26 protein-coding genes are annotated in these 23,270 nt (G+C 68.4%); 8 read left to right on the top strand and 18 right to left on the bottom strand.

Annotation, left to right across the window (positions count from 1 at the left end; all coding sequences use genetic code 11):
- Nucleotides 1-107: 107 nt before the first annotated feature.
- The 3 genes from AC1D1G_RS21395 to AC1D1G_RS21385 all read left to right on the top strand — a co-directional run bounded on the left by AC1D1G_RS21395 (nucleotide 108) and on the right by AC1D1G_RS21385 (nucleotide 3,608).
- Nucleotides 108-1,277: a lytic transglycosylase domain-containing protein gene (locus AC1D1G_RS21395; RefSeq protein ID WP_283332891.1), complete on the top strand. Its 1,170-nt coding sequence runs from the start codon at nucleotides 108-110 to the stop codon at nucleotides 1,275-1,277.
- Nucleotides 1,278-1,569: 292 nt separating this feature from the next.
- Entirely contained in the window at nucleotides 1,570-2,448 is an 879-nt protein-coding gene (locus AC1D1G_RS21390; protein ID WP_283332890.1) for a lytic transglycosylase domain-containing protein, read from the top strand.
- Nucleotides 2,449-2,471: 23 nt separating this feature from the next.
- Nucleotides 2,472-3,608, top strand: a complete 1,137-nt coding sequence (locus tag AC1D1G_RS21385; RefSeq protein ID WP_105412772.1) for an Mrp/NBP35 family ATP-binding protein — start codon at nucleotides 2,472-2,474, stop codon at nucleotides 3,606-3,608.
- A 66-nt stretch (nucleotides 3,609-3,674) separates the two neighbouring features.
- Here the strand turns inward: AC1D1G_RS21385 and tatB are convergent, their stop codons facing one another.
- From tatB to sigE, 4 genes are all read right to left on the bottom strand, one after another.
- Nucleotides 3,675-4,100, bottom strand: coding sequence for a Sec-independent protein translocase protein TatB (tatB, locus tag AC1D1G_RS21380; protein ID WP_009479222.1), 426 nt, complete (start codon nucleotides 4,098-4,100; stop codon nucleotides 3,675-3,677).
- Nucleotides 4,101-4,169: 69 nt separating this feature from the next.
- Nucleotides 4,170-5,693: a S1C family serine protease gene (locus tag AC1D1G_RS21375; RefSeq protein WP_105412773.1), complete on the bottom strand. Its 1,524-nt coding sequence runs from the start codon at nucleotides 5,691-5,693 to the stop codon at nucleotides 4,170-4,172.
- Nucleotides 5,694-5,787: 94 nt separating this feature from the next.
- Nucleotides 5,788-6,150, bottom strand: a complete 363-nt coding sequence (locus AC1D1G_RS21370; protein ID WP_283332888.1) for an RNA polymerase subunit sigma-70 — start codon at nucleotides 6,148-6,150, stop codon at nucleotides 5,788-5,790.
- A gap of 16 nt (nucleotides 6,151-6,166) precedes the next feature.
- Nucleotides 6,167-6,799 carry an RNA polymerase sigma factor SigE gene (sigE, locus tag AC1D1G_RS21365; RefSeq protein ID WP_005239257.1) on the bottom strand — a complete coding sequence of 211 codons (633 nt, stop codon included), beginning with the start codon at nucleotides 6,797-6,799 and terminating at the stop codon, nucleotides 6,167-6,169.
- Between the two features lie 283 nt (nucleotides 6,800-7,082).
- Here sigE and AC1D1G_RS21360 point away from each other — a divergent pair, with 283 nt between their 5' ends.
- The gene (locus tag AC1D1G_RS21360; RefSeq protein ID WP_005239255.1) at nucleotides 7,083-7,721 is read left to right on the top strand and encodes an O-methyltransferase; all 639 of its coding nucleotides are present in this window, start codon (nucleotides 7,083-7,085) and stop codon (nucleotides 7,719-7,721) included.
- Between the two features lie 28 nt (nucleotides 7,722-7,749).
- Here the strand turns inward: AC1D1G_RS21360 and glgC are convergent, their stop codons facing one another.
- On the bottom strand, nucleotides 7,750-8,964 hold the full coding sequence (gene glgC, locus AC1D1G_RS21355; protein ID WP_477953584.1) for a glucose-1-phosphate adenylyltransferase: 1,215 nt from the start codon (nucleotides 8,962-8,964) through the stop codon (nucleotides 7,750-7,752).
- A gap of 121 nt (nucleotides 8,965-9,085) precedes the next feature.
- Here glgC and glgA point away from each other — a divergent pair, with 121 nt between their 5' ends.
- On the top strand, nucleotides 9,086-10,255 hold the full coding sequence (glgA, locus tag AC1D1G_RS21350) for a glycogen synthase (RefSeq protein ID WP_477953587.1): 1,170 nt from the start codon (nucleotides 9,086-9,088) through the stop codon (nucleotides 10,253-10,255).
- A 9-nt stretch (nucleotides 10,256-10,264) separates the two neighbouring features.
- Here the strand turns inward: glgA and AC1D1G_RS21345 are convergent, their stop codons facing one another.
- From AC1D1G_RS21345 to AC1D1G_RS21295, 11 genes are all read right to left on the bottom strand, one after another.
- Nucleotides 10,265-11,107 carry a putative RNA methyltransferase gene (locus AC1D1G_RS21345; RefSeq protein ID WP_283332885.1) on the bottom strand — a complete coding sequence of 281 codons (843 nt, stop codon included), beginning with the start codon at nucleotides 11,105-11,107 and terminating at the stop codon, nucleotides 10,265-10,267.
- A gap of 90 nt (nucleotides 11,108-11,197) precedes the next feature.
- Nucleotides 11,198-11,365 carry a DUF3117 domain-containing protein gene (locus AC1D1G_RS21340; protein WP_003936084.1) on the bottom strand — a complete coding sequence of 56 codons (168 nt, stop codon included), beginning with the start codon at nucleotides 11,363-11,365 and terminating at the stop codon, nucleotides 11,198-11,200.
- Nucleotides 11,366-11,515: 150 nt separating this feature from the next.
- Nucleotides 11,516-12,091 (bottom strand): DNA-3-methyladenine glycosylase I, encoded by a 576-nt coding sequence (locus tag AC1D1G_RS21335; RefSeq protein WP_283332884.1) that lies wholly within the window; start codon nucleotides 12,089-12,091, stop codon nucleotides 11,516-11,518.
- Nucleotides 12,088-12,399: a DivIVA domain-containing protein gene (locus AC1D1G_RS21330; protein ID WP_283332883.1), complete on the bottom strand. Its 312-nt coding sequence runs from the start codon at nucleotides 12,397-12,399 to the stop codon at nucleotides 12,088-12,090. The genes AC1D1G_RS21335 and AC1D1G_RS21330 overlap by 4 nt, the downstream gene beginning before the upstream one ends.
- 51 nt (nucleotides 12,400-12,450) lie before the next feature.
- Nucleotides 12,451-13,410: a glucosyl-3-phosphoglycerate synthase gene (locus AC1D1G_RS21325; protein WP_011598038.1), complete on the bottom strand. Its 960-nt coding sequence runs from the start codon at nucleotides 13,408-13,410 to the stop codon at nucleotides 12,451-12,453.
- Entirely contained in the window at nucleotides 13,407-14,306 is a 900-nt protein-coding gene (folP, locus tag AC1D1G_RS21320) for a dihydropteroate synthase (protein WP_280783497.1), read from the bottom strand. Before folP ends, AC1D1G_RS21325 begins: the two co-directional genes overlap by 4 nt.
- Nucleotides 14,307-14,399: 93 nt before the next feature.
- Nucleotides 14,400-16,175: a long-chain-acyl-CoA synthetase gene (locus AC1D1G_RS21315; RefSeq protein WP_477953582.1), complete on the bottom strand. Its 1,776-nt coding sequence runs from the start codon at nucleotides 16,173-16,175 to the stop codon at nucleotides 14,400-14,402.
- An 84-nt stretch (nucleotides 16,176-16,259) separates the two neighbouring features.
- Nucleotides 16,260-16,817, bottom strand: a complete 558-nt coding sequence (locus AC1D1G_RS21310; protein WP_477953580.1) for an LOG family protein — start codon at nucleotides 16,815-16,817, stop codon at nucleotides 16,260-16,262.
- Complete coding sequence (locus AC1D1G_RS21305; RefSeq protein WP_095867262.1) at nucleotides 16,817-17,617, bottom strand: LOG family protein; 801 nt, start codon at nucleotides 17,615-17,617, stop codon at nucleotides 16,817-16,819. Before AC1D1G_RS21305 ends, AC1D1G_RS21310 begins: the two co-directional genes overlap by 1 nt.
- Before the next feature lie 42 nt (nucleotides 17,618-17,659).
- The gene (gene dapE, locus AC1D1G_RS21300; protein WP_005239228.1) at nucleotides 17,660-18,733 is read right to left on the bottom strand and encodes a succinyl-diaminopimelate desuccinylase; all 1,074 of its coding nucleotides are present in this window, start codon (nucleotides 18,731-18,733) and stop codon (nucleotides 17,660-17,662) included.
- A 41-nt stretch (nucleotides 18,734-18,774) separates the two neighbouring features.
- Entirely contained in the window at nucleotides 18,775-19,728 is a 954-nt protein-coding gene (locus AC1D1G_RS21295; RefSeq protein ID WP_283352379.1) for an SMP-30/gluconolactonase/LRE family protein, read from the bottom strand.
- Nucleotides 19,729-19,869: 141 nt separating this feature from the next.
- On the opposite strand from AC1D1G_RS21295, the gene dapD reads away from it, so the two are divergent.
- The gene (gene dapD / locus AC1D1G_RS21290) at nucleotides 19,870-20,823 is read left to right on the top strand and encodes a 2,3,4,5-tetrahydropyridine-2,6-dicarboxylate N-succinyltransferase (RefSeq protein ID WP_283331737.1); all 954 of its coding nucleotides are present in this window, start codon (nucleotides 19,870-19,872) and stop codon (nucleotides 20,821-20,823) included.
- Between the two features lie 515 nt (nucleotides 20,824-21,338).
- Here dapD and AC1D1G_RS21285 read toward each other — a convergent pair.
- A complete protein-coding gene (locus AC1D1G_RS21285; RefSeq protein ID WP_477953579.1) occupies nucleotides 21,339-21,764 on the bottom strand; it encodes a YciI family protein in 426 nt (141 codons plus the stop codon).
- Nucleotides 21,765-22,033: 269 nt separating this feature from the next.
- On the opposite strand from AC1D1G_RS21285, the gene AC1D1G_RS21280 reads away from it, so the two are divergent.
- Nucleotides 22,034-22,258, top strand: a complete 225-nt coding sequence (locus AC1D1G_RS21280) for a hypothetical protein (RefSeq protein WP_477953577.1) — start codon at nucleotides 22,034-22,036, stop codon at nucleotides 22,256-22,258.
- A gap of 73 nt (nucleotides 22,259-22,331) precedes the next feature.
- Complete coding sequence (locus tag AC1D1G_RS21275; protein WP_283332460.1) at nucleotides 22,332-22,481, top strand: hypothetical protein; 150 nt, start codon at nucleotides 22,332-22,334, stop codon at nucleotides 22,479-22,481.
- 12 nt (nucleotides 22,482-22,493) lie between these two features.
- Here AC1D1G_RS21275 and AC1D1G_RS21270 read toward each other — a convergent pair whose 3' ends face one another.
- On the bottom strand, nucleotides 22,494-23,174 hold the full coding sequence (locus tag AC1D1G_RS21270) for an HhH-GDP family DNA glycosylase (RefSeq protein WP_283332459.1): 681 nt from the start codon (nucleotides 23,172-23,174) through the stop codon (nucleotides 22,494-22,496).
- Between the last annotated feature and the right edge of the window lie 96 nt (nucleotides 23,175-23,270).

The raw sequence follows: 23,270 nt of genomic DNA, 5'->3' as shown, positions 1-23,270 counted from the left end.
AATCCCCGCAAACTCCGGCAGGGTCGATCACGTATATGTAACGTCAGTCACATCTTCTCGGATGTATGCGGTGTGCGAAAGCGAAGAGCACCGCAGGGGGTGATCGAGTGCGGATACGTGGACTGTTGACGGTGACTGCCCTGACAGTGGGCGCAGTTGCCACCCTCGGGTCCTCGACCGGCGGTTCTGCTGTGAGTGGAGCGTCCGTGGGCACTTCCGCGTTCGGTTCCACGACGGGAGCGACGACACTCACGGCGGCGTCGATCACGCCGGGAACCACGCCCCAGGCCGCGTACTTCCCGCCGTCGGGAATCGTGGCGCCGACACCGCGGGTCGCCCGGTCGCAGCGGGCCGCTCCCCCGCCGCCCGCGCCCGCACCGCTGCCCGCCGTGACAAATCCCACATCCCCGACGTCGCCGTCCGGCACCGGGCTCATCGCCGCACCGGTGATCCTGAGCGCTCTGGGCATCCCGGAGATCGTGCTCAACGCGTACCGATCCGCGGAACTCGAGATGATGGCGGAGTCCCCGAAGTGCGGTCTGCCGTGGCATCTGCTGGCCGGTATCGGCCGCATCGAATCGGGTCACGCCGGCGGCGGCCGGACCGACTCGGTCGGCACCACGATCACCCCGATCCTGGGTCCCGTTCTCGACGGCAGACTGGCCGGCAACGAGGTCATCCGAGACACCGACCGCGGCGCCACGGACGGCGACCCCGGGCACGATCGCGCCGTTGGACCGATGCAGTTCATTCCCTCCACGTGGGCCAAGTACGCCTCCGACGGCAACGCGGACGGTGTGGCCGATCCGAACAACGTGTTCGACGCGACGCTGGCGGCCGCCCGGTACCTCTGCTCGGGTGGTCTCGACCTCCGCGATCCGCTCCAGGAGACCCGCGCGGTCCTGCGGTACAACAACTCTGCCGCGTACGCCGCCAACGTCATCACCTGGTCGAACGCCTACCGGAACGGGGGAACTCCGACGCCGAGCCAGTTGTCGGAGTCGGCGTCGCCGTCGCCCGGACGTCTCGCCGACGCCGCCGCGGCCGAATCGGACCTTCCACGCGATCTCGCGACCACCCCGCAGCCGTCCACGGACGGCGCGGCCACTCCCGCGACGCCCGCTCCGGCCCCGCCGATTCCCGGACTCCCGCCGCTGCCGCAACTGCCCTGTCTGATCTTCTGCCCGCCCGCCGACCCCGGCGTCCCGGCATCCGTCACGCCCGGCCCGGTCGAGCCCGCCCCGGGCGCCCCTCCGGCCGACGTCGTTCCCCGGTAGTCACCTCCGCCTCCGCCGCGCGCTCTGCTTGCAGGGCGCGCGGCGGAGTGTTCCGGTGTCCGGATCGTGACGCACCGACCGGCCCGATCCGTGCCGGACCCCCGGCACCTCCACGTCCTGGCGTGACCTTGCCGTGTTCGTTACCCTCGCTCACATGCCTTCGGAGTAACGGAATCGTGCGATACAAGTCCGTTTGATCACGGTTGGATAACGGAAACGTATCGAATCAGGTAGCCTCGATCCGGTCAGTTGAACGGAACACCCCAAGACGGGGGTCGCAGGAGGCAATCGAGTGGGTCGGCACAACAAGAAGACGGACTCCCATATCCGCCGCAATTCGGTCATCGCGCTTACCGGACTCGTCCCCATCGGACTGATCACCGCAGCCAACACGGCCGGCGCCGCACCCAAGGTCCCTTTCCTCTCCACTAACTCCTCGTCGGAGGTCGCCGACGTCGCCCAGGAGGCGACCGACACCGCACCCGAGGCCGCGGAAGCCGTCACCCCCGTGGCCGAGACCGCCGCCGAGGCCGCACCGGCAGCCGAAGCGGCGCCCGCTGCGCCGGCACTCGCACCCGTCCAGGCCACCCCGCCCCTCCCGGCGAGCATCGCCCAGGGCGCGCTCGGCATCCCGGCCATCAGCGTCACGGCGTACCAGAACGCCGAGCGCATGCTCGCCGTCGAACAGCCGGGGTGCGGCATGTACTGGACGCTCATCGCCGGAATCGGCCGCGTCGAGTCCACCCACGCCTACGACGGCAAGGCGGATGACAAGGGCAACATGCTCAAGCCCGTCCTCGGCCCCGTCCTCGACGGCACCCTTGGCGGCAACGCGGTGATCCGCGACACCGACGGCGGCAAGCTGGACGGCGACGCCAACTACGACCGCGCAGTCGGCCCCACCCAGTTCCTCCCCGAGACGTGGAACCGCTACGCGGGCGACGGCAACGGCGACGGCGTCGCCGATCCGCAGAACCTCTTCGACTCCGCGCTGACCACCGGAAAGTACCTGTGCGACGGCGGATTGAACGTCAAGGATCCGATTCAGGCCGCCAAGGCCGTGCACCGTTACAACAACTCCGCCGCCTACGTAGCCAACGTGCTCGCCTGGTCCGCCGGCTACTCCAGCGGAATCATCCCGGCAGCCGCGGACCTGCCGCGCATCCACTGAGCGCACATCCTTACCATTGAGTCATGCCAGTCCTGAGCGAGTCCGCTGTACGTAGCGCCCTGGCGCGCGTCCAGGATCCCGAGATCCGGAAACCGATCACCGAACTCGGGATGGTCAAGAGCATCGACATCGCGTCCGACGACAGCGTCGACATCGCGATCTACCTGACCACCGCGGGCTGCCCGATGCGGACCGAGATCAGCGACCGTGTCACCAAGGCCGTGGCGGACGTCCCCGGTGTCGGTGCGATCCGCGTCGAACTCGACGTGATGAGCGACGAGCAGCGCACCGAACTCCGCAAGTCACTGCGCGGAGACTCGGCCGAGCCCGTCATCCCGTTCGCCCAGCCGGGTTCCCTGACCCGCGTCTACGCGGTCGCGTCCGGTAAGGGCGGCGTCGGCAAGTCCAGTGTCACCGTCAACCTGGCCGCCGCACTCGCCGCCCGCGGACTGTCGGTGGGCGTTCTCGACGCCGACATCTACGGACACTCCGTTCCCCGCATGCTCGGCACCGACGCCAAGCCCACGCAGGTGGAGCGCATGATCATGCCGCCCGTCGCGCACGACGTGAAGATGATCTCCATCGCCCAGTTCACCCAGGGCAACACCCCGGTCGTCTGGCGTGGACCGATGCTGCACCGCGCGCTGCAGCAGTTCCTCGCCGACGTCTTCTGGGGCGACCTGGACGTACTGCTGCTCGATCTGCCGCCCGGCACCGGCGACGTCGCCATCTCCGTCGCGCAGCTGATCCCCGGTGCGGAGATCCTCGTCGTCACCACTCCGCAGCAGGCTGCCGCCGAGGTGGCCGAGCGCGCGGGCGCCATCGCATTGCAGACCCGTCAGCGCATCGTCGGAGTCGTCGAGAACATGTCCTGGATGGACATGCCCGACGGCAGCCGGATGGACATCTTCGGGTCCGGCGGCGGACAGGCGGTCGCCGACCGTCTCACGAAGGCTGTGGGCGCGAAGGTGCCGCTGCTGGGACAGATCCCGCTCGAGCAGGCGGTCCGTGAAGGCGGCGACGGCGGCGTTCCCATCGTCCTCGGCCACCCGGATTCGCCGGCCGCGACGGCACTCCGCGACATCGCGGACAAGCTGGCCGTCCGCAAGCGGGGACTCGCCGGAATGTCGCTGGGGATCGACACCACCCGCCACCTCTAGGCGCTACGCGCCTGTGCGCCTTTCCGGTTGCCGGAGCAACCGGAAAGGCGCACGAGCCCGGAGGGCCTATGTTGCGTCGAGGTCGATCGGGGGGCGCTCGCCTGCCGCGAGGGGCTTGTTCTGCGGCGGAGTGGGCGTCGACGGATCGGCGCTCACGGCCTTCGTCCCGGACTTGTCGAACGACACCGAACTCGGCTTGTCGAAGTTGCCGGTGAGAATCGAATCGTCACCGTCGAGCAGATGCTTGGTGATGACCGCGCGCGGTGTCATGCCGCGCAGCTGATTGAGGTCCGACAGCGGCTTGCGCAGATCCTCGAATTCCGGACCGAGCTCGTCCTTGAGCTGCTGGCTGGCGCCGCTCGCATACTCACGGACCTGCCTCAGTGATTTCGTTACCCAGCTGACCGCACCCGGAAGCCGCTCGGGTCCCAAAATGACCAGAGCTGCGACGAGGAGGACCATGAACTCGCCCCAACCAATGTTGCCGAACACGTGGTCAGCCTACTGTGCGGTGAGGGTGTGTGCCCAGGTGACGGAGCGATCTCACAGCAACCTCTCGAGTCAGTCGGAGGCCGGGGTCACGTCGACATCGACGAGTCGGCCCTCGCGAATCAGCTGAACCCGGACGGGTTCGCCGATCTTCTGCAGGTTGACGGCCACGACCAGTTCGTCGGCGCTGGTGACCGTGCGGTCACCGACCTTGACGATCACATCGTTCTCGACGACCCCTGCGCGCGCGGCCGGGCTGTCCGAACGGACATTGGCCACCTGGGCGCCGCTGGTGTTGTCGTTGACGACGGTGCGGGCATTGACGCCGATGTCCGGGTGGTGCATCTTGCCGTCCCGGATGAGGGTCTGAGCGACCGTCGTGACGTCGTCGATGGGAATTGCGAAGCCGAGACCCACCGAACCGCCGGACTCGCTGAGCATGGCGGTGTTGATGCCGATGACCCGGCCGGTGTCGTCGACGAGCGCGCCACCCGAGTTGCCGTGGTTGATGGCGGCGTCGGTCTGGACGGCGTCGATGACGGCGTTCGTGTCGGAGCCCTCGCCGGACAGTCGCATCGGACGATGCAGGGCGCTGACGATTCCGCGGGTGACGGTCTTGCTGAGCCCGAGGGGCGATCCGACGGCGACGACGTCCTCACCGACCTGCACGTCGCCGGACTTGCCGAGTTCCGCGACCGTCAGGTTGTCGGCGGACACCTTGAGCACGGCCAGGTCGGTCTTGATGTCGCGACCGACGATCTGGGCGTCGGCCTTGGTTCCGTCCGAGAAGATCACCTGGATCTTGCCGCCGTCGGGGGCGGTGGCCGCGGCGGAGATGACGTGATTGTTGGTGACGATGTAGCCGGCGCCGTCGATGACGACACCCGAACCGGTACTGCCCTGGTCGCCGACCGCCACCTGGATGGACACGACGGCGGGCAGCACGGCGTCCGCGACCTGCGCGACGGGCGACTGGCCGAGGTCGTCCTCGCCGCCGCCCTGGACGAGGGTGACGCTCTGGCTGGTGAGCGAGCTGCGATCGGCGGTGATCACGGCGGCCAGGAGGCCGCCGACCAGACCGATTGCGAGTGCGATTCCGCCGAGCGCGACGAGCGCCTTCGGCGCCACCTTGCCGCCGAACAGGACTTCGCGGGCGCTGAGCGCGGGGGCGGGCGGGCGGGAACGTTCTTCGGCGTGCAACGCCGGGGAGCCCAGCTCGACGCCCGCGTCGGGATCACGCCAGGGGTCGGCGGGCGGCGCCTCGGCTGCCGGGGTCGCGGGCTTCTCGTTGGGATCACGCTGAATGGTGTCGACCTCGCCGTCCGGCCGGCCGAACGCCTCCGCCAGCACGGGGTCGGGGGCACCGACCTTCACCGAGGGTTCGCTCTCACCCCGGGCGTCCGACGGGGCGAAGGAACCGGTGACGCCACCGGGCCGGCCGAATGCGCGGCTGGACGCTGCGTCGATCTGCGGCCGGTAGACGGGCCTCGGATCGAGCCGTGGGGCGTCCGCCGGGCGGAGCGTGCCCGACTCGTCCGCCACGGGACCGTCGGGTGCCGTCGTATCGGAACCCGGAGTCTTGTAATCCGCCGTCACGCTGTCGTGTCCCCCTCGTGTGCGTCAGTCACGCGCCCCAGTATCACCGATGCCTCGCTGAGCGCGGACACCGCCGTCGTCGGTCCGGATGCGCTCAACGGCGCCGACGCCGGGACCAGATCCGGCTCGTGATCGAGTACGCGCTCGTGAGCGGCGAATCCGGGGTGTGGGAGTCGAACGGGGTTTTGTCGGCGGGATCGCCCTGGTTGCAACTGGGGATCTGGCTCAGCAGACCGAGGAGGCCGGACGGCATGGCGACGTCGCCGCTGCGGCGCAGGGCACGCCTGGCCTGTTGCTGGGAGTCCACCTCGAACGCACACTCGGCGCAGATCGACAGGTGGTGGGCGGCGCGCAGATAGGCGGACATGCGGAGTTCACCGTCGACGAAGGCGGCGATCGCCTCACTCGCCAGGTGTTCGGTGGAGCCAAACTGGCGAGGTACACGCCCCTGCGTCATTCGTCCCTCCTGGTAACTACCCGACGCCGATCTGATCGGAGTCAACCTTTCCGTTCACAGCCAGATGCTCGCGCAGAGCCTGCCTGCCGCGGTGGATGCGGCTGCGCACGGTTCCGAGCTTGACACCCAGTGTGGCACCGATCTCCTCGTAGGACAGTCCTTCGATGTCACACAGCACGACCGCGGCGCGAAACTCCGGGGCCAACGAATCGAGCGCTGCCTGCAGATCCGCGTCCAGGCGGGCGTCGTGGTAGATCTCCTCGGGGTTCGGCCCGTCGGCCGGGACACGATCGTAGTCCTCCGGGAGCGCTTCCATGCGGATGCGGTTACGACGGCGGACCATATCGAGGAAGAGGTTGGTGGTGATGCGGTGCAGCCAGCCCTCGAACGTGCCGGGCTGGTAGTCGGACAGGGAACGGAACACGCGGATGAACGTGTCCTGAGTGAGGTCCTCGGCGTCCTGTGCGTCGCCCGACAGCCGGTAGGCCAGTCGGTAGACTCGGTCGCCGTGCTCGCGGACGAGTTCGTCCCAGGACGGCATGGCGGACTTCTCGCCTGTGGCATCGAACACAGCAGTGCCCGTCAGCTCGGCGTCCGACAGCTGCTCGTCGGTGTTTCTCTCGTCAGGAGCCATCGTGTGGTTGCTCATCGAGTTAAGTGGATCCTCCTACTCAGGACCGCAGATCACTGGACGTGGTATAGGCGTCAACTCGCGAGGGCCGGGATTTGTTCCCCGATTCTCGGACTTTCCTCCGTCGTCGTGATCTCCCCGCCGGGCGGTCTTCGGATCTGGCGTTGGACATACTCTTTCCCACCGCGATATGTGTGCGGTGTGAGCAAGCTGAGGTATTCCTGAGAATCGCGGCCGGGCAGGTCGCGGCATTGTTGTCGAGCGCGCCTCGCAGCGGCGATGACGAGACCCCGATAGCCTCATGTGCGTGCAGACAAACGCCGAACGGATACTCACCCACGCAGAAGGGGCTGTCCGTGAAGACGAGGCCCTCGGTGCGGCCAGGGAGCGGGCGGACGACCTCGGTGCCGGTCCGGTACCTCCCGCGGTCGGTGCTGCTCTAGCCCTGTTTGCCCGCATGCTGGACGCCAAGACGGTCGTCGAGGTCGGAACCGGCGCGGGTGTGAGCAGTTTGTGGCTGCTCCGGGGCATGCGCGAGGACGGCGTCCTCACCACGATCGACAGTGAACCCGAGCACCAGCGGGCCGCCAAGCTGTCGTTCCGCACCAACGACATCGCACCCGCCCGGACGCGGCTCATCAACGGCCGGGCGCTGGACGTTCTGCCGCGGCTCGCCGACGGGGCGTATGACCTGGTGTTCGTCGACAGCGCACCGGTCGATCACCCGCATTACGTCCGTGAAGGGGTTCGCCTGCTGCGTCCGGGCGGCGCGATCGTGCTGCACAACGCCCTGCACGGCGGGCGGGTCGTCGACCCGAGCCAGCGTGACGCGGCGACCGTCGCCGTCCGCGAGGCCGCGAAGGCGCTCGCGGAGGACGACCAGCTGATCCGCGTGTTCCTGCCGATCGGCGACGGTCTGCTCTGCGCGTCCAAGCTCTGAGAGCCCGGTTCGTTCCGAGGCCCTCCCGCTAGATCCAGACGCCCTTGCCGATGGCGACGACGCCGCCGTTGCTGAYGGCGAAGCGTTGCTTGTCGCGCTCGAGGTCGACGCCGATGATCTCGCCGTCGCCGACGACCACGTTCTTGTCGAGGATCGCGCGGCGCACGACGGCCCCCTTGCCGATGCGCACACCGGGCATGAGGACGCTGCCCTCGACCGTCGCGCCGCTGTCGATCATCACGTTGGAGCTGAGCACGGAGTTGCGCACGGTGGCCGCGGACAGGATGCACCCGGCCCCGACCACGGACTCCTGCGCGAGACCGCCCTGCACGAACTTGGCCGGCGCCAGGTTCTCCGTCTCACCGCGGATCGGCCACCGRCGGTTGTAGAGGTTGAAGATCGGGTGGACCGACACGAGATCCATGTGGGCGTCGTAGAACGCGTCGAGCGTTCCCACGTCGCGCCAGTAACCCCGGTCGCGGTCGGTGGCGCCGGGAACGATGTTGTCCTTGAAGTCGTACACGGACGCCTCGCCCGCCTCGACCAGCGCGGGGATGATGTCGCCGCCCATGTCGTGGTCGGAGTCGGAGTTCTCGGAGTCGGCCCGGATGGCGTCGACGAGCACCTTGGTGGTGAACACGTAGTTACCCATCGACGCGAACGTCATGTTGGGGTCGTCCGGGGTTCCCGGCGGATGCGCCGGCTTCTCGAGGAACTGGACGATGCGGCCCGACTCGTCGCTGTCGATACAGCCGAACGCGAACGCCTCGCTGCGCGGCACCCGGATTCCGGCCACCGTCACTCCCGCACCCGACTCGATGTGGTGCTGCACCATCTGCTCCGGGTCCATCCGGTACACGTGGTCGGCACCGAACACCACGATGTACTCGGGATCCTCGTCGTAGACGAGGTTCAGCGACTGCAGGATCGCGTCCGCACTACCGGTGTACCAGCGCGGGCCCAGACGTTGCTGCGCGGGAACGGGAGTGATGTATTCACCCGCGAACCCGGACAGTCGCCACGTCTGAGAGATGTGGCGGTCCAACGAGTGCGACTTGTACTGCGTCAGAACACACAGGCGGAGGTATCCCGCATTGACCAAATTGCTGAGCACGAAATCGATCAACCGGTAGGCGCCTCCGAAAGGCACAGCGGGCTTCGCCCGATCCGCGGTGAGCGGATAGAGACGTTTGCCCTCGCCGCCGGCGAGCACGATTCCAAGCACATGTGGCTGGCTCCTCACCCTGTCAACCTATCGGGCGGCCACTCCCCCCGCCAGCGAAGCGCCGAGTCACGGTTTCTCCGATACCTGAATGTGTCCGAGAGCGGTGGCCCGAAGCGGCCCGGACGGTTACGTTAGGCCGGTGCGGGTGGCGATGATGACCAAGGAATACCCACCGGAGATCTATGGCGGTGCGGGTGTACACGTCACCGAACTGGTTGCTCAGTTGAAGCAGCTGTGTGAGGTGGACGTGCACTGTATGGGCGCTCCGCGCATCGGAGCGGTCGTACATACCCCCGATCCCGCCCTGGCCGGGGCCAATCCGGCACTCGCGACGCTATCCGCCGAACTGCGTATGGCGGACGCCGCGACCGGTGCCGACGTCGTGCATTCCCACACCTGGTACACCGGCCTGGCGGGCCATCTGGCGTCCGCGTTGTACGACGTGCCCCACATCCTCACCGCCCATTCCCTCGAGCCGCGGAGGCCGTGGAAGGCGGAGCAGCTGGGCGGCGGCTACCGCATCTCCTCGTGGTCCGAGCGCAACGCCGTGGAGCACGCCGACGCGGTGATCGCCGTGAGCGCCGGGATGCGACTCGACGTCCTCGACGCGTATCCGTTCGTCGACCCGCACCGGGTCCACGTGGTGCGCAACGGGATCGACACGTCCGTCTGGCACGCGGGGCCCGCAGGTCCGAGAGACTCCGCCCTCGCGAAGATCGGCGTCGACCCGGACCAGCCGATGGTGGCGTTCGTCGGCCGCATCACCCGGCAGAAGGGCGTCGGTCACCTGATCGCCGCGGCACACCACTTCGCGCCCGAAATCCAGTTGGTGCTGTGCGCGGGAGCCCCCGACACCCCGGAGATCGCCGCCGAGACCGAGCAGGCCGTCGCCGCGCTCGCGGCACACCGGGGCAACGTGTTCTGGGTGCGGGAAATGCTCCCCACCGACCAGGTGCGGGAGATCCTGTCGGCCGCAACCGTCTTCGTGTGCCCGTCCGTGTACGAGCCGCTGGGGATCGTGAACCTCGAGGCCATGGCCTGCGAGACCGCGGTCGTCGCGTCCGATGTCGGCGGTATCCCCGAGGTGGTGGAGGACGGGGTCACCGGCCGTCTGGTGCACTACAACTCGTACGAGCCCGAGGCGTTCGAACAGGCGCTGGCCGAGGCGGTCAACACAATCGCGGCCGACRTCGGCACCGCCCAGGCGATGGGCAAGGCGGGACGGGCGCGGGCGATCGCCGAGTTCTCCTGGGCTGCCATCGCGCAGCAGACCCTCGACGTCTACCAGGACGCGCTGTCCCGGCGCTGAGCGACGAGCTCAGAGCCGGGTGTAGGTGGACACCGTCACCGACGCCGTCACCGGATAGTCCTGCGGCAGCGCCGCGATCGAGGACGCCAGCCGGTCGGCGGTGAGGTGCCGTGCCGACGGCCCCATCCCGACGAGCCGGGCCACGTCGAGGTGCGACAGAGACATCGGGTACTCCACGGCCACGTGGTCGGTGCGCTCGAATCGCCCGGACATCGCTGCCCCGAGACGTTCGACCTTCCGGTCGTCCACCCGGACCATGCCGAGCAGGTCCACGAGCTCCCCCAGGTGCCGCTCCGTGGGGGTGAGGACCACCAGAGACCCGCGCTCGGCGAGCACCCGGTGCGCCTCGTCGGCGTTGCGCGGCGCGAATACGCACAGGACGTGGCTGAGCACGTGGTCCCGCACCGGAAGGTGTTGCCACACGTCGGCAACCACTGCTCCGGCGCGTGGGTGCGCCTTGGCGATGCGCCGGGCCGCGTACTTGGATACGTCGAGGCCGATTCCCCGGCCGGTCGGGACGGCGTCGAGGACGCGCGCCAGGTAGTGGCCTGTGCCCGCGCCGATCTCGAGGATCCGGGGATCGTCGCCGGGTCCGGTGCCCGCCACCACGGCGTCGGCGACGGCATCCATCAGCGGGTCGAAGCTGCCGCCGCCGAGGAAGTCGGCACGTGCGGCGATCATTTCGGGGCTGTCGCCGTCGAACTTGCCGCCGGCCCCGGTCATCAGGCTCACGTAGCCCTGCCGCGCCACATCGAAGGCGTGCCCCTGGTCGCACAGGATCGTACCTTCGTCGAGTTCCACGCGAGACCGGCACTGCGGGCACGCCAGCAGGTCGGTCACATCGGCCAGCACGAACGTTCGCCTCCCGGTTCCGGACACGGAACAGGCCCCGCACCGAGAACGGCGACGGGGCCTGCCCTGTGAGGTTCTCTCCGCACTCGACTAACTGGTGACGCCCTTGAGCTCTTCACCGAGTGCGGCAGCTTCCTCCGGGGTGAGCTCGACAACCAGACGTCCACCACCCTCGAGCGGAACCCGCATGACGATTCCTCGTCCCTCTTTGGTTGCTTCGAGGGGACCGTCCCCGGTCCGGGGCTTCATGGCCGCCATCCTCTGCTCCCTCCAGATCTGCGCTGCCTGCTTGCGCCTCGACAAATTTTGGCACCCCGCCAACACTCGGCGAGGCTTGTGACATCCATTCTTCCCTATGGACACGAGTACCGGGAACCTGAGTCACGAATAGGCAGGTCCACCGGCAGTTCAGGCGGTGATCGGGACCCAGCAGGCGGCGACGTGGTCGTCCACCATCCCGGTGGCCTGCATGAGTGCATAAGCAGTGGTAGGGCCCACAAATTTGAACCCGCGGCGCTTCAATTCCTTCGCCATCGCGGTGGACTCCGGAGTGACCGCCGGGACGTCGTTCACGGTGGCCAGGCGGCTCGGGCGCGGCGGCGGGGCGAACGACCACAGCAGGGTGTCGAGGTCGGTGTCCGACAACTCCAGGAGGGCCCGCGCATTGCTCACCGACGCCTCGATCTTGGCCCGGTTCCGCACGATCGACGCGTCCTCGAGCAGGCGTGCCACGTCCCGTTCGGTGTAGCGGGCCACCGCCTCCGGATCGAACCCGGCGAACGCGGCCCGGAAGGCCTCGCGTTTACGGAGAATCGTGATCCACGACAATCCCGACTGGAACGCTTCGAGGCACAGCCTCTCGTACAACTCGTCGCGGCCGTGCAGCGGACGACCCCACTCGAGGTCGTGGTAGTCGCGGTACAGCCGGGACCCGTCCGTGTCGACCGCCCACGCGCACCGCACCCGGTCGTCGGGGGCTGTCACGAGGCATCACCCGGCCGTTCGGACCCGGCTTCGACCGCCGCCAACTGCTCACGCAGCGAATCGATTTCACGGCCCAGCCGGGACAGCGCCCAGTCGACCTCGCTGGCCTTGTACCCCCGCAGCGTCTGCTGGAAACGCAACGCCTCCACGTCGGCACCCGTCACACCCTCGGCGGGCAGGGCCGTGAGTGTGGTGCCGGGCGGCAGGGGCGCGAGTTCCTCGGAACGGCCGAACACCGCACTGGCGGCGAGGAACAGCATCGCGCCGACGAACGCCATGACGAGCAGATAGAGCAGGGCTGTCACCATGCCCCGATCCTGTCACGGACGTCCGACAGCAACCTTCCTCAGGGCGCGCGGTCAGGGGCACACCGTGTTCATCGGCGGGCGATCGGCCAGCGCGACGTCCGTCGTCGTCGGGACGAAGGAGTCGCCGTCCACCAGGAACTGGGTCAGACCCGCCCCGGAGTCGGGCACCCCGCAGCGCCGCATCATCGTGCCGATGATCTGCCTGCTCATAACCCCGAGTTCGGACAGCGGGCGGTTACGGTGCTTGCGCACCCCCAGATTGACCTGGCCGATCGCCCCGAGTCCGAGACGGTCGTACGTGTCGAGCAGCAGGCCGATCTCGACGCCGTAGCCGGGGGCGAACGGGACCGCCGACAGCAACTCCCGGGTGCCCGCGTACTCGCCGCCCAGTGGCTGCAGCACGCACGTCAGCTCCGGCCGGAGCGAGGCCAGCATGGGGCGCGCCACGAGCTCGGTCACCCGGCCCCCTCCGTTGGCGTCCTCCGTACCGCTCAGGCGGAGCGGCCGGCGGTAGTAGCCCTTCACGAGATGGATGCCGTCGGCCGTCAGCAGCGGTCCCAGCAGCTTCGGGACGAAGGCCGGATCCGGGTTGATGAGATCCGAGTCGACGAAGGCGATGAGGTCACCGGTGCTCGCGGCGACGGAACGCCACAGCACCTCGCCCTTTCCCGCCACGGGCGGGAACGCGGGCACCGCCTCCTCCCGGCTGATGACGGTGGCGCCCGCCGCGCGTGCACGTTCCGCCGTCAGGTCCGTCGATCCGGAATCGAGCACGATCAACTCGTCCACCAGACCACCGAGCAGCGGGTGGATCGTGTCCACCACCGCGGCGACGGTCTCCTCCTCGTTGAGCGCCGGCAGGACCACCGAGACGGTGCGCCCAGCCTTGGCCCGTTCGAGTTCGGCGATGCTCCACGACGGCTGGTCCCAGCTGTTCGCCTCGGCCCAGCTGCGAGGGGTTCGCTCCTCCGCCACCATCGTGCGGGCCGCCCGGGCCCCCACGGCACTCATGCCAGCCCCCGCACGGTGCGGGACGGTGCGCGCCGGCCTTGAATCGCGGCCACCATGTCCACCACTCGACGCGTGGGGGCAACTTCGTGGACACGGAAGACACGGGCGCCTCCTGCGGCGGCCATCGCTGTCGCTGCCAATGTTCCCTCCAACCGCTCGACGAGATCTACCCCTAGAGTCTCCCCGACGAAGTCCTTGTTGCTCAGCGCCATGAGCACTGGCCATCCCGTATTTACAAGATCTTCCACTCGCCGCAACAACTCGAGCCCGTGATAGGTGTTTTTCCCGAAATCGTGGGTCGGATCGATGAGGATCGAGTCGGCGGGCACACCCAGCCGGGCCGCGTTCTCGGCGGCCGACACCACTTCCCGGAGGACGTCGGCGACGACGTCGGCGTAGCGGACGCGGAACGGCCGGGTCCGCGGAACCGCTCCCCCGGTGTGCGAACAGACGATGCCCGCGCCCGTCTCCGCGGCCACCTCGACGAGTGCAGGGTCGGCGCCTGCCCACGTGTCGTTGATGAGATCGGCGCCCTCCGCGACGGCCAGCCGGGCCACGTCGCTGCGCCAGGTGTCGACGCTGATGAGCAACTCCGGGTAGCGCTCACGGATCGCGGCCACGAACGGCACCACCCGCCGGGTCTCCTCCGCCGCGTCGACGACGTCACCCGGTCCGGCCTTCACACCACCGATGTCKACGAGGTCGGCACCCTCGTCGACAGCCCGGTCGACCGCCGACATGGCGGCGGAATCGGTGAACGTGGCACCGCGGTCGTAGAACGAATCGGGTGTCCGGTTCACGATGGCCATCACGAGCGCACGATCGACCGCCACGGGGCGCCCGCACAGCGTGGGCGACGGGTGGTCGGGCGCGGGCGGTACGTCTGTCTCGGCCATGTCACCAATATTGCACGCAGCGAAATCGAAACCACCCGTGAGTACTTGTTAACGGCGGGCGGTTAAGAAGTACTCACGGGCGGCGTAGCCGCATTACCCCTTGGGGAGCGAACCCTTCGCCACTTCGTCGACGTACCCGTCGTACGAGGGCTTGTACCCGTCGCTGCGCCCGGACAGCACGTGCAACGTGTCGGTGTCCTCGACGTCGTAGCCCTCCTTACGGAGTTCCACCTTGCGGCTCTTGAACGTCGACGTCTGTTCCAACGAGTCGACGACGCGGACGAACAGCGGCACCGCGTACGACGGCAGCCGCTGGAACAGCAACTCCGCGACGTCGGAACCGTCGAACTTCTCGTTCTCGTGCAACGTCACCGCGGCCATCCCGGCGCGACCGTCGGTCCCGGGGATCTCGACGCCGTAGACGACGGCGTGCTCGACCGCGGGATGCGCGAGGAGCGCGCCTTCCACCTCGGTGGTCGCGACGTTCTCCCCCTTCCACCGGAACGTGTCGCCGAGCCGGTCGACGAACGCGACGTGCGACCAGCCCTGCCGGCGCACCAGGTCGCCGGTGTCGAACCAGCAGTCGCCGTCGTCGAAGCCGTCGCGGACGAGCTTCTTGTCGGTGGCCTCCTCGTCGGTGTATCCGTCGAACGGCGCCCGGTCCRTCACCTTCGACAGCAGCAGTCCGACGTCGCCGGTGCGTACCTTCCGCAGCCTGCCGTCGGAGTGCCGCCGGGGGGATCCGCTGTCCTCGTCGTACTCGACGACGGCGTGCGGCAGGGGGCAGATGCCTGCCGTCCGGTCGACGTTGAGGGCGTTGACGAACGCGATGTTGCACTCGCTGGCGCCGTAGAACTCGGCCACCCGGGAGATCCCGAACCGGGTGGTGAACTCGGACCAGATCTCCGGGCGGAGACCGTTCCCGACCATCAGCCGGATGGAGTTGTCGCGGTCGCCGGGCTTCTCGGGCTGGTTCAGCAGGTACCGGCACAGCTCACCGATGTAGGTGAACGCGGTGGCCCGGTTCAGTTCGACGTCGGCCCAGAACTTGGACGCCGAGAACTGCTTGCCCAGTGCGAGCGTCGCACCCGACCCGAGCACCGAGGACAGCGACACCGTCAGCGCGTTGTTGTGATAGAGCGGCAGGCAGCAGTACAGGACGTCGCTGCCGCGCAGCCGGACGCCCATGTTGCCGAGCCCGGACATGCTCTTGAGCCAGCGGAAGTGGCTCATCAGGCTGGCCTTCGGCAGTCCCGTGGTGCCGGAGGTGAAGATGTAGAAGGCCTTCTCCCGGGCCTGGATCTGCTCGCACACCTCGGGGTTGTCGTCTTCGGCCTTCTCGGCGAGCCGGTCGAGGTCGTCGAAGTAGAGCACCGAGGGCACGGCGGGCGGTTCGTCGAGCGAGTCCATGGCCTCGCCGCACGCCTCGGACACCACCAGGACCTGGCTGTCGAGCAGCGAGATGCTGTGGGCAAGTACATCTCCGCGCTGGTTGTGGTTCAGCATCCCGGCGGCGGCGCCGAGCTTGACCGCGGCGAGTGCGATGAGCAGCGTCTCGGGCGAGTTCTTGCCCAGGATCCCGACGACGTCCCCGCGTGCCACTCCGAGGTCGGCGAGCACGTGGGCGTAGCGGTTCACGCGGATGTTGGCGTTCCGGTAGCTCAGCGATTCGCCCTCGAACCGCAGGAACGTGCGGCGCGGGTGCGCGGCGGCGGCACGCTGGAAGACGAGGCCGATCGATTCCCTCGCGTCGGGGGTCCGGATCAGGCCGAGGACCCCCTTCGCCATGATCGGCAGCTCCGGAATCATGGCCGGCAGCCGCCTCGCGAGGTCGACCACCCCGATCGTCGAACGAGCTTCAGAACGCATGACATCCCCTCAGGCCTGCAGTATGAGTCAGGTCACCTTACTGCACAGTAACAACGTGCGCCACGACGCGGACCGGACGGCAGCTCAGGACACGCAGGCGTCCAGCGCCTCCCCGACATCGGCCCGGAYGAGCAGCCTGTCGAGGGCGCGCTGCGCCACGAAACCGCCGCCCCGCAGCCCGTCGAGCCAGTCGAGCAGCCCCGTGTAGTGACCGTGCGGATCGAGCAGGACCACCGGTTTCTCGTGCATGCCGAGATAGCCCGCGGTCCACGTTTCGAACAGCTCCTCGAGCGTGCCGATACCGCCGGGCAGCGTGACGAACGCGTCGGCCCGGTCCTCCATGATCTGCTTGCGCTGGCGCATGGTGTCGGTGACCACCAGCTCGTCGGCGTCGACGTCGGCGACTTCCCTGTGCACCAGAGCTTTCGGGATGACACCGACGGTCGTGGCCCCGGCGGCGCGGGCGGCCTCGGCCACCGCGCCCATCATCGAGACGTTGCCGCCGCCGGACACGAGTTGCCAACCGCGCTTGCCGATTTCGGTGCCGACCCGGGCGGCGAGTTCCAGGAAATGGTCGTCGACGGGTCCCGACGCGCAGTAGACGCACACCGAGAACGGTTGCGTCGGAACAGTTTTCGGCATCACCACTGATCCTCCGTTCCGAGCAGGGCGGCTTCGTCGACACCCTGCTGCGACCGTATGACGATCTGCACCGCTTCCTCCACACTGTCCGTGACGTGCAAGAGATTGACGTCACCTTCCGAGATCTTGCCGCTGCGCTGGAGAGTTCCCCGTAACCAGTCCACGAGCCCGGACCAGTACTCGGTGCCGAACAGGACGATCGGGAACCTCGTGACCTTGCGCGTCTGCACCAGAGTCAGCGCCTCGAACAGCTCGTCGAGCGTCCCGAACCCGCCGGGCAGGCAGATGAACGCCTGCGAGTACTTCACGAACATCGTCTTGCGCGCGAAGAAGTAGCGGAAGTTGATGCCGAGGTCGACCCACTCGTTGAGGCCCTCCTCGAATGGTAGCTCGATACCGAGGCCGATGGAGTAACCACCCGATTCGCTGGCACCGCGGTTGGCCGCCTCCATGACGCCGGGGCCGCCGCCGGTCATGACGGCGTAACCCGCCTCGGCCAGGCGCGCACCCAGCGCCCGAGCCGCTTCGTACTCCGGGTGGCCGTCCGGTGTGCGTGCGGAACCGAAGACGGTGACCGCGCGCGGCACCTCGGCAAGGGCACCGAACCCCTCGATGAACTCGCTCTGGATCCGCAGTACCCGCCAGGGGTCGGTGTGCACCCAGTCGGTCGATCCCCGCTCGTCGAGCAACCGCTCGTCGGTGGTGGTGGTGTCGTCCTTGCGGGCGCGCCTCAACTGCACCGGACCCCGGTGCTTCACGGACGAGGACTTCCGGCCGTGAGTGTTCTTCTCGGGTGCCATGCGCCCCAGGCTAGCGGGTGACCCGTTCGGGGCACCGGGCAGTCACGGGGCGCTCAGATAGGCGCGCAGCACCGTCGTCACGTCGGTGATCTGCTGCACGGGCACGTGCTCGTCCCGCTTGTGGGCGAAGTTCGGGTCGCCGGGGCCGTAGTTCACGGCCGGGATGCCGAGCGCGGAGAACCGCGAGACGTCGGTCCACCCGTACTTGGCGCGGAACTCGCCACCCGCCGCCTCGATCAGGGCCGCAGCCGCCGGGTCGCTCAACCCGGGCAGGGCTCCCGGCGACAGGTCGGTGACCTCGAAACCCAGCTCGATCCCGTCGAAGACCTCCCGCACGTGGTCGATCGCCTGCTCGGCGCTGCGGTCGGGGGCGAAGCGGAAGTTGACGTCCATCTCCGCCGCGTCGGGAACCACGTTGCCTGCGACGCCGCCTGCGATCCGCACGGCGGACAACCCCTCCCGGTACACGCAGCCGTCGATGTCCACCGACCGCGCGGTGTAGTCCGACAGCCGCTGCAGGACCGGGGCGAAGCGGTGGATCGCGTTGTCGCCCAGCCACGATCTCGCGGAGTGCGCGCGGGTGCCGCGGGTGGTCAGCGTCACCCGCAACGTGCCCTGACACCCCGCCTCGATGAGGCCTCCGGTCGGCTCGCCGAGGATCGCGACGTCCGCGCGCAGCCACTCGGGGATCTCGCGTTCGATCCGTCCGAGCCCGTTGTGGACGGCCGCGATCTCTTCGCAGTCGTAGAACACCAGGGTCAGATCGTGCGCGAGATTCTCGATCGTGGCAGCGAGGTGCAGGAACACCGCGTCGCCCGACTTCATGTCGACCGTTCCGCATCCGTGCAGGAGATCGCCCTCACGCCGAGAGGGCACGTTGTCCGCGATCGGCACCGTGTCCAGGTGACCGGCGAGCATCACCCGGCTCGGCAGTCCCCGATCGGTCCGGGCGAGCACGGCGTTGCCGTTGCGGATGATCTCGAAGCCGGTGGTCTGCTCCCGCAGCGCCGACTCGACGGCGGCGGCGATCGCCGACTCGTCGTGCGAGACGCTCGGGATGTCCACCAGGGCGGCGGTGAGGTCGATGGGATCGGCGTGGAGGTCGAGTGGGCTCACCCGTCCACCCTAAGCCGACCCGTCCGCCCGCTCGGGCGTTGCTACCCGTCGACGCCGCCCGGGATCTCGTAGATCGCACCGTCGAAACCGATGCGGAACAGCCGTCCCGCCGAGAAGCCGCCGGACCCCTGCCCGTAGACGACCATGCTCGACGTCGGCAGACCGGACGCCAGCACGCAGTACTGCCCCGGCGAGTCGAGGCGCCAGATCTCGCCGCGCACGTTGGCCGGGACCACCGGACGGCCTCGCGAGTCCAGGGCCAGGCCGTCGGGCGCGGCGAACGTGTCGAGACCGGACAGGTCGAGAATGCTCTCGGGCGCTCGCGGGTTCGCCAACGGGATCCGGCTCACACCCGGATTCACGAACGTCCGCGACACGTAGAGGTACCGATCGTCCGCGCCGAGCACCGCCCCGTTGGCGCTGGGCAGCGTCGCCCAGTTGGGTTCCACCCGCCCGTCGGGGAACACCCGCCCGATCTGGGTTCCGAAGTCGTTGGTGGCGTATGCCGTTCCGTCGGCGGCGACATCGAGTCCGTTGGCCGCGCTCAGTCCCGATACGAACGGGGTGAGCACGTTGGTCGCGGTGTTCAGCTTCGCGATCGCGCCCGGACGCAGGATGTCGCCGAGGAACACGCGGGCGTCCGCGCCGTATCCCACCAGCAGCGAGCCGTCCGACGCCCAGGCCAGCGCCCCGGCCCCGCCGTCCGGCACCGTCGCGACCGGGACCGCGGGGGCTCCCGGGGCGTCGAGGCGGAACACGCGCCCGCTCACGAGGTCCGTCGTGTAGAGGCGACCCCCGCCGTCCACGGCGACTCCCTCGAGCGCCGCACCCGGCACCCGCCCCACGAGAACCGGTGCCTGACCGGCGCCCGGGCACACCGGGGCGGCGGACGCGGTCTGCGGCGCCACCACCGACACGATGCCCGCGAGCAGTGCGCCCGCTGCCGCCGCCCGCAGGCCGCCTCCGACGAATCGACCCAACCTCGAAATGCGCATTGCCACGACCTTTCCCGGTGTGTCCCACGTGCCCCGTGCATACTCCCCCACCCGCCCGGAACCCGCTCGGTTTCGATTCGATCACGCCCCGATAACGACCGCTGGGAATGCCCGAGTAATGAGGCAGTAACCTCTACTGCCGTGAGCACACAGGGAGCATCAGCAGTAGGCATCGCCAACGTGACCGTCGGCGGCACGGTCCTCGACACCTGGTTCCCGGCGCCCGAGCTGGGAAACTTCGACAGCGCGGGCACCGTGCGGATCGAGGGTGGCGACATCCCCTCCGATCTGGCACTCCTCGCCGGACCCGACGAGGCGCGTGAGGTCGACCAGGTCGTGGTGCGCACCACCATCGCCGACCTGTCCGCGCCGCCGGCCGACGCGCACGACGCCTACCTGCGCCTTCACCTCCTCTCGCATCGCCTCGTGACCCCGCACGGCGTCAACCTCGACGGYCTGTTCGGYTTGCTGTCCAACGTGGTGTGGACCAACTTCGGYCCCTGCGCGGTCGAGGGCTTCGAGAAGGTGCGGTCGCGYCTGCGCATCCGCGGTGTGGTCACCGTGTTCGGTGTCGACAAGTTCCCGCGCATGGTCGACTACGTCGTCCCGTCCGGCGTCCGCATCGCCGACGCCGACCGCGTGCGCCTCGGCGCCCACCTGGCCAGCGGCACCACCGTGATGCACGAGGGCTTCGTCAACTTCAACGCCGGMACGCTCGGCAACTCCATGGTCGAAGGCCGTATCTCCGCGGGCGTGATCGTCGATGACGGATCCGACGTGGGCGGCGGCGCCTCGATCATGGGCACCCTGTCCGGTGGCGGCAAGGAGACCATCTCCGTCGGCAAGCGCTGCCTGCTCGGCGCGAACGCCGGTCTGGGCATCTCGCTCGGTGACGACTGCGTCCTCGAGGCCGGCCTGTACGTGACCGCGGGCACCAAGGTCACCGGGCCGGACGGCACCGTCGTGAAGGCCAAGGAACTCAACGGCCAGTCCAACCTGCTGTTCCGTCGCAACTCCGTGTCGGGAGCCGTCGAGGTCGTGCCGTGGAAGGGCACCGGCGTGGAATTGAACGCCGCTCTGCACGCAAACGACTGATCTCGGCGATCGCTGGCACCGCGTCCCTTGCGCCGACACCGCACACCTGCTGCCGCGGGGGATGCGGTTCGAGGTGATCTCGGCCGGTGAGGGGCGTTACCGTCGCCCGGACGGGAGCATCGGCCGGCGGATCGTCCAGCTGCGGGTCATACCGAAGCTGAAGAGGTTCAAGATCGGACTGTTCACCGACGACAACGGGCGGCCCGAGCTGGTCGTGCACCCGGACGTCAAGCTGGGGCGCGTGCACTTCCCGCCCGTCGACGAGCAACCCGAACCCGAGGAGACGCCGAAACAACGCGCCCGCCGGGAGCTGAAGAAACGGATGGCCGGCGAGCGCCTCGCAAGAGAAAGCCGGAGGGAGGCACCAACCCCGAGAAGGGGTGAACGCCCTCCGGCTCATCCTGTGCATCCGCAGTGTCGCCGACTCTGGCCCACTCTTGCCCACGAACTAGACAGTCGGCCTTGTTCGAGCTGCCCTCGGCACTGCGATCAGCGGATCGGGGGACATCATGTCATCACCCGTGGTGAAAACCGCACTCCGGGACGGTCGGAGGGGCTGCCAGGAATGGACGCATCTCGAGCCATTCGTGGATCGGTTTCCCGTCCGCACCCGGGGCCGCGGACAGCTCGCCGGCCAGTTCGAGTGCCCGCTCGTGGGTCTCGACGTCGATCACCATCCAGCCGGCGATCAGGTCCTTGGTCTCCGCGAACGGGCCGTCGGTSAYYGGCGGTCGCCCCTCGCCGTCGTAGCGGACGAACGTGCCCTCCGGGGAGAGTGCCTGACTGTCGACGAACTCGCCGGTGCTCTCGAGCCGAGCGGCGAAGTCGTTCATGTACTGCACGTGGGCGGAGATYTCCTCCGGTGTCCACTKGTCCATGGGCACGTCGTTGACCGATGCCGGCGCGCCACGGTAGTGCTTGAGCAGCAGGTACTTGGCCATCATGTTCTCCTTGGTGCGGTGCGGCCCATTCTGGCCGTATTCACTCCGGGGACGAAGCGACGCGCGGGTTCTCGACATCCCTGCACGGAATTTTTCGATCGTCGCTTTCCGTCACGGACGGCCAACTGCTCCACCGTTCGACGATGATCCCCTCCGGCCCGCACATGGTGCAGATGGCACCGACTGGCGCGAGGGGCGTGTTGTGATGTACAACATACTCGTAAGTTTGTGACTCACGTCACTCCTGCTACCACGGGGTACGCCAACACATGACCCGCACCACGGTGCACCAGGACGATCAGCGCACGATGTCGCCGCCCCCTGCCGAGGAGTCGCCACACCGCCACACGCTGCGTCCGACCGTATACATCGCCTCTGTCTCGGCGGCAACCGCAACCGCGCCCGCCGTCGTCGTGACGGGATCCGTCCTCGTCGCAGTCGCCACCTCCGTGTCAGTGCTGGCCGCCGTAGTACTTGCCGCGCTCCTGATCTAACCGTCCGACTCGCGGACGCACCCTTCGACCACTACGCGGCACTCGCCGGCGCAGAAGACAGAAAGCACGTCACATGAACACCTTCACCACGCCCACCTCCGCTCGCAATCGCGGCTTCGCCCCCTCCCGTGGCTCGATGAGCACGGTCGAGATCAAGAACCGCATCGAAGCAATGTTCCGCGAGGACGACGAGCGCGAGTCGAAGGCAGTCCGAGCGGAGTAGTAGTGCCGGCTCTCAGCGCGTATTGCCGCGCACTTCCTCACGAAGTCGCGGATTGAGAGAGACCCGCACCAGGGCGGCCGCCAATTCCGCGACTCGGTCCTCCGAGGCAAGGGCGGACAGTGCGGCGGGATCGTCCGGTAGCCCCAATTCACGCGCAGACTCGGTAGCTCGCGTGTCGAAGTAGGGGCGCACCCACGTCCATACGTCCTGAACTTCCCGGAGGAAGATATCGGCGCCCACCGGGCCGATTCCGTCGAACTCCGTCAGTAACCGAATCGCGGCGGAGGTCTCCTGATCGCTGGCGCGGGCCAGCCGGCGCAGGTCACCGCCGTACTCGTCGTGGACTCGAACCGCGGCGGCGTGTAGACGGGTAGCCGTGCTCTCGTCATAGCGCACGTAACCTGCCCTGCCGAGTGCGGAGATGATCATGCGACGGTCCGCCGCGCGCATCGCGCGTGGGCTGCGCAAACCCGCTCGGAACAGTTCCCTGGCCGCCGCGACGGCGATCTCCGAGGAGATCCGCGCGCTCAGCAGCAAAGACAGCGTCAGCAGTTGGAAAAGAGGCGTCGGGGTGTCCTTCAAAGTCACGTGCGACTCGGACGCATACGTCGGACCGGCCGTGTCGAGAAGCACACGCACGGTCTCCGCCCCGCGTGCCTTCGGATGCCCACGAGTGGACTGCTTCCCGGGCATGTCGACTCCGATCAGCTGTGTGCGATTTTCTCCACTCTGTCGAAGGCGTCGCGAACCGTGCGGCACGTGGGGATCATCGCGTCGAGACCGATAGCC

The organism is Rhodococcus sp. P3_B8 (assembly GCF_056402775.1).
Note: the sequence above shows the minus strand (reverse complement) of the source record. Positions and strands in the feature narration are given on the sequence as shown.

Coding starts and splice junctions, on each gene's coding strand:
- AC1D1G_RS21305 (WP_095867262.1), bottom strand. CDS start 17,617: ATGGCACCCGAGAAGAACACTCACGGCCGGAAGTCCTCGTCCGTGAAG.
- sigE (WP_005239257.1), bottom strand. CDS start 6,799: ATGAGCAACCACACGATGGCTCCTGACGAGAGAAACACCGACGAGCAG.
- AC1D1G_RS21325 (WP_011598038.1), bottom strand. CDS start 13,410: ATGAGTGCCGTGGGGGCCCGGGCGGCCCGCACGATGGTGGCGGAGGAG.
- AC1D1G_RS21330 (WP_283332883.1), bottom strand. CDS start 12,399: ATGGTGACAGCCCTGCTCTATCTGCTCGTCATGGCGTTCGTCGGCGCG.
- AC1D1G_RS21275 (WP_283332460.1), top strand. CDS start 22,332: ATGAACACCTTCACCACGCCCACCTCCGCTCGCAATCGCGGCTTCGCC.
- AC1D1G_RS21270 (WP_283332459.1), bottom strand. CDS start 23,174: ATGCCCGGGAAGCAGTCCACTCGTGGGCATCCGAAGGCACGCGGGGCG.
- AC1D1G_RS21370 (WP_283332888.1), bottom strand. CDS start 6,150: ATGACGCAGGGGCGTGTACCTCGCCAGTTTGGCTCCACCGAACACCTG.
- AC1D1G_RS21280 (WP_477953577.1), top strand. CDS start 22,034: ATGACCCGCACCACGGTGCACCAGGACGATCAGCGCACGATGTCGCCG.
- AC1D1G_RS21385 (WP_105412772.1), top strand. CDS start 2,472: ATGCCAGTCCTGAGCGAGTCCGCTGTACGTAGCGCCCTGGCGCGCGTC.
- AC1D1G_RS21340 (WP_003936084.1), bottom strand. CDS start 11,365: ATGGCGGCCATGAAGCCCCGGACCGGGGACGGTCCCCTCGAAGCAACC.
- AC1D1G_RS21360 (WP_005239255.1), top strand. CDS start 7,083: ATGTGCGTGCAGACAAACGCCGAACGGATACTCACCCACGCAGAAGGG.
- AC1D1G_RS21295 (WP_283352379.1), bottom strand. CDS start 19,728: ATGCGCATTTCGAGGTTGGGTCGATTCGTCGGAGGCGGCCTGCGGGCG.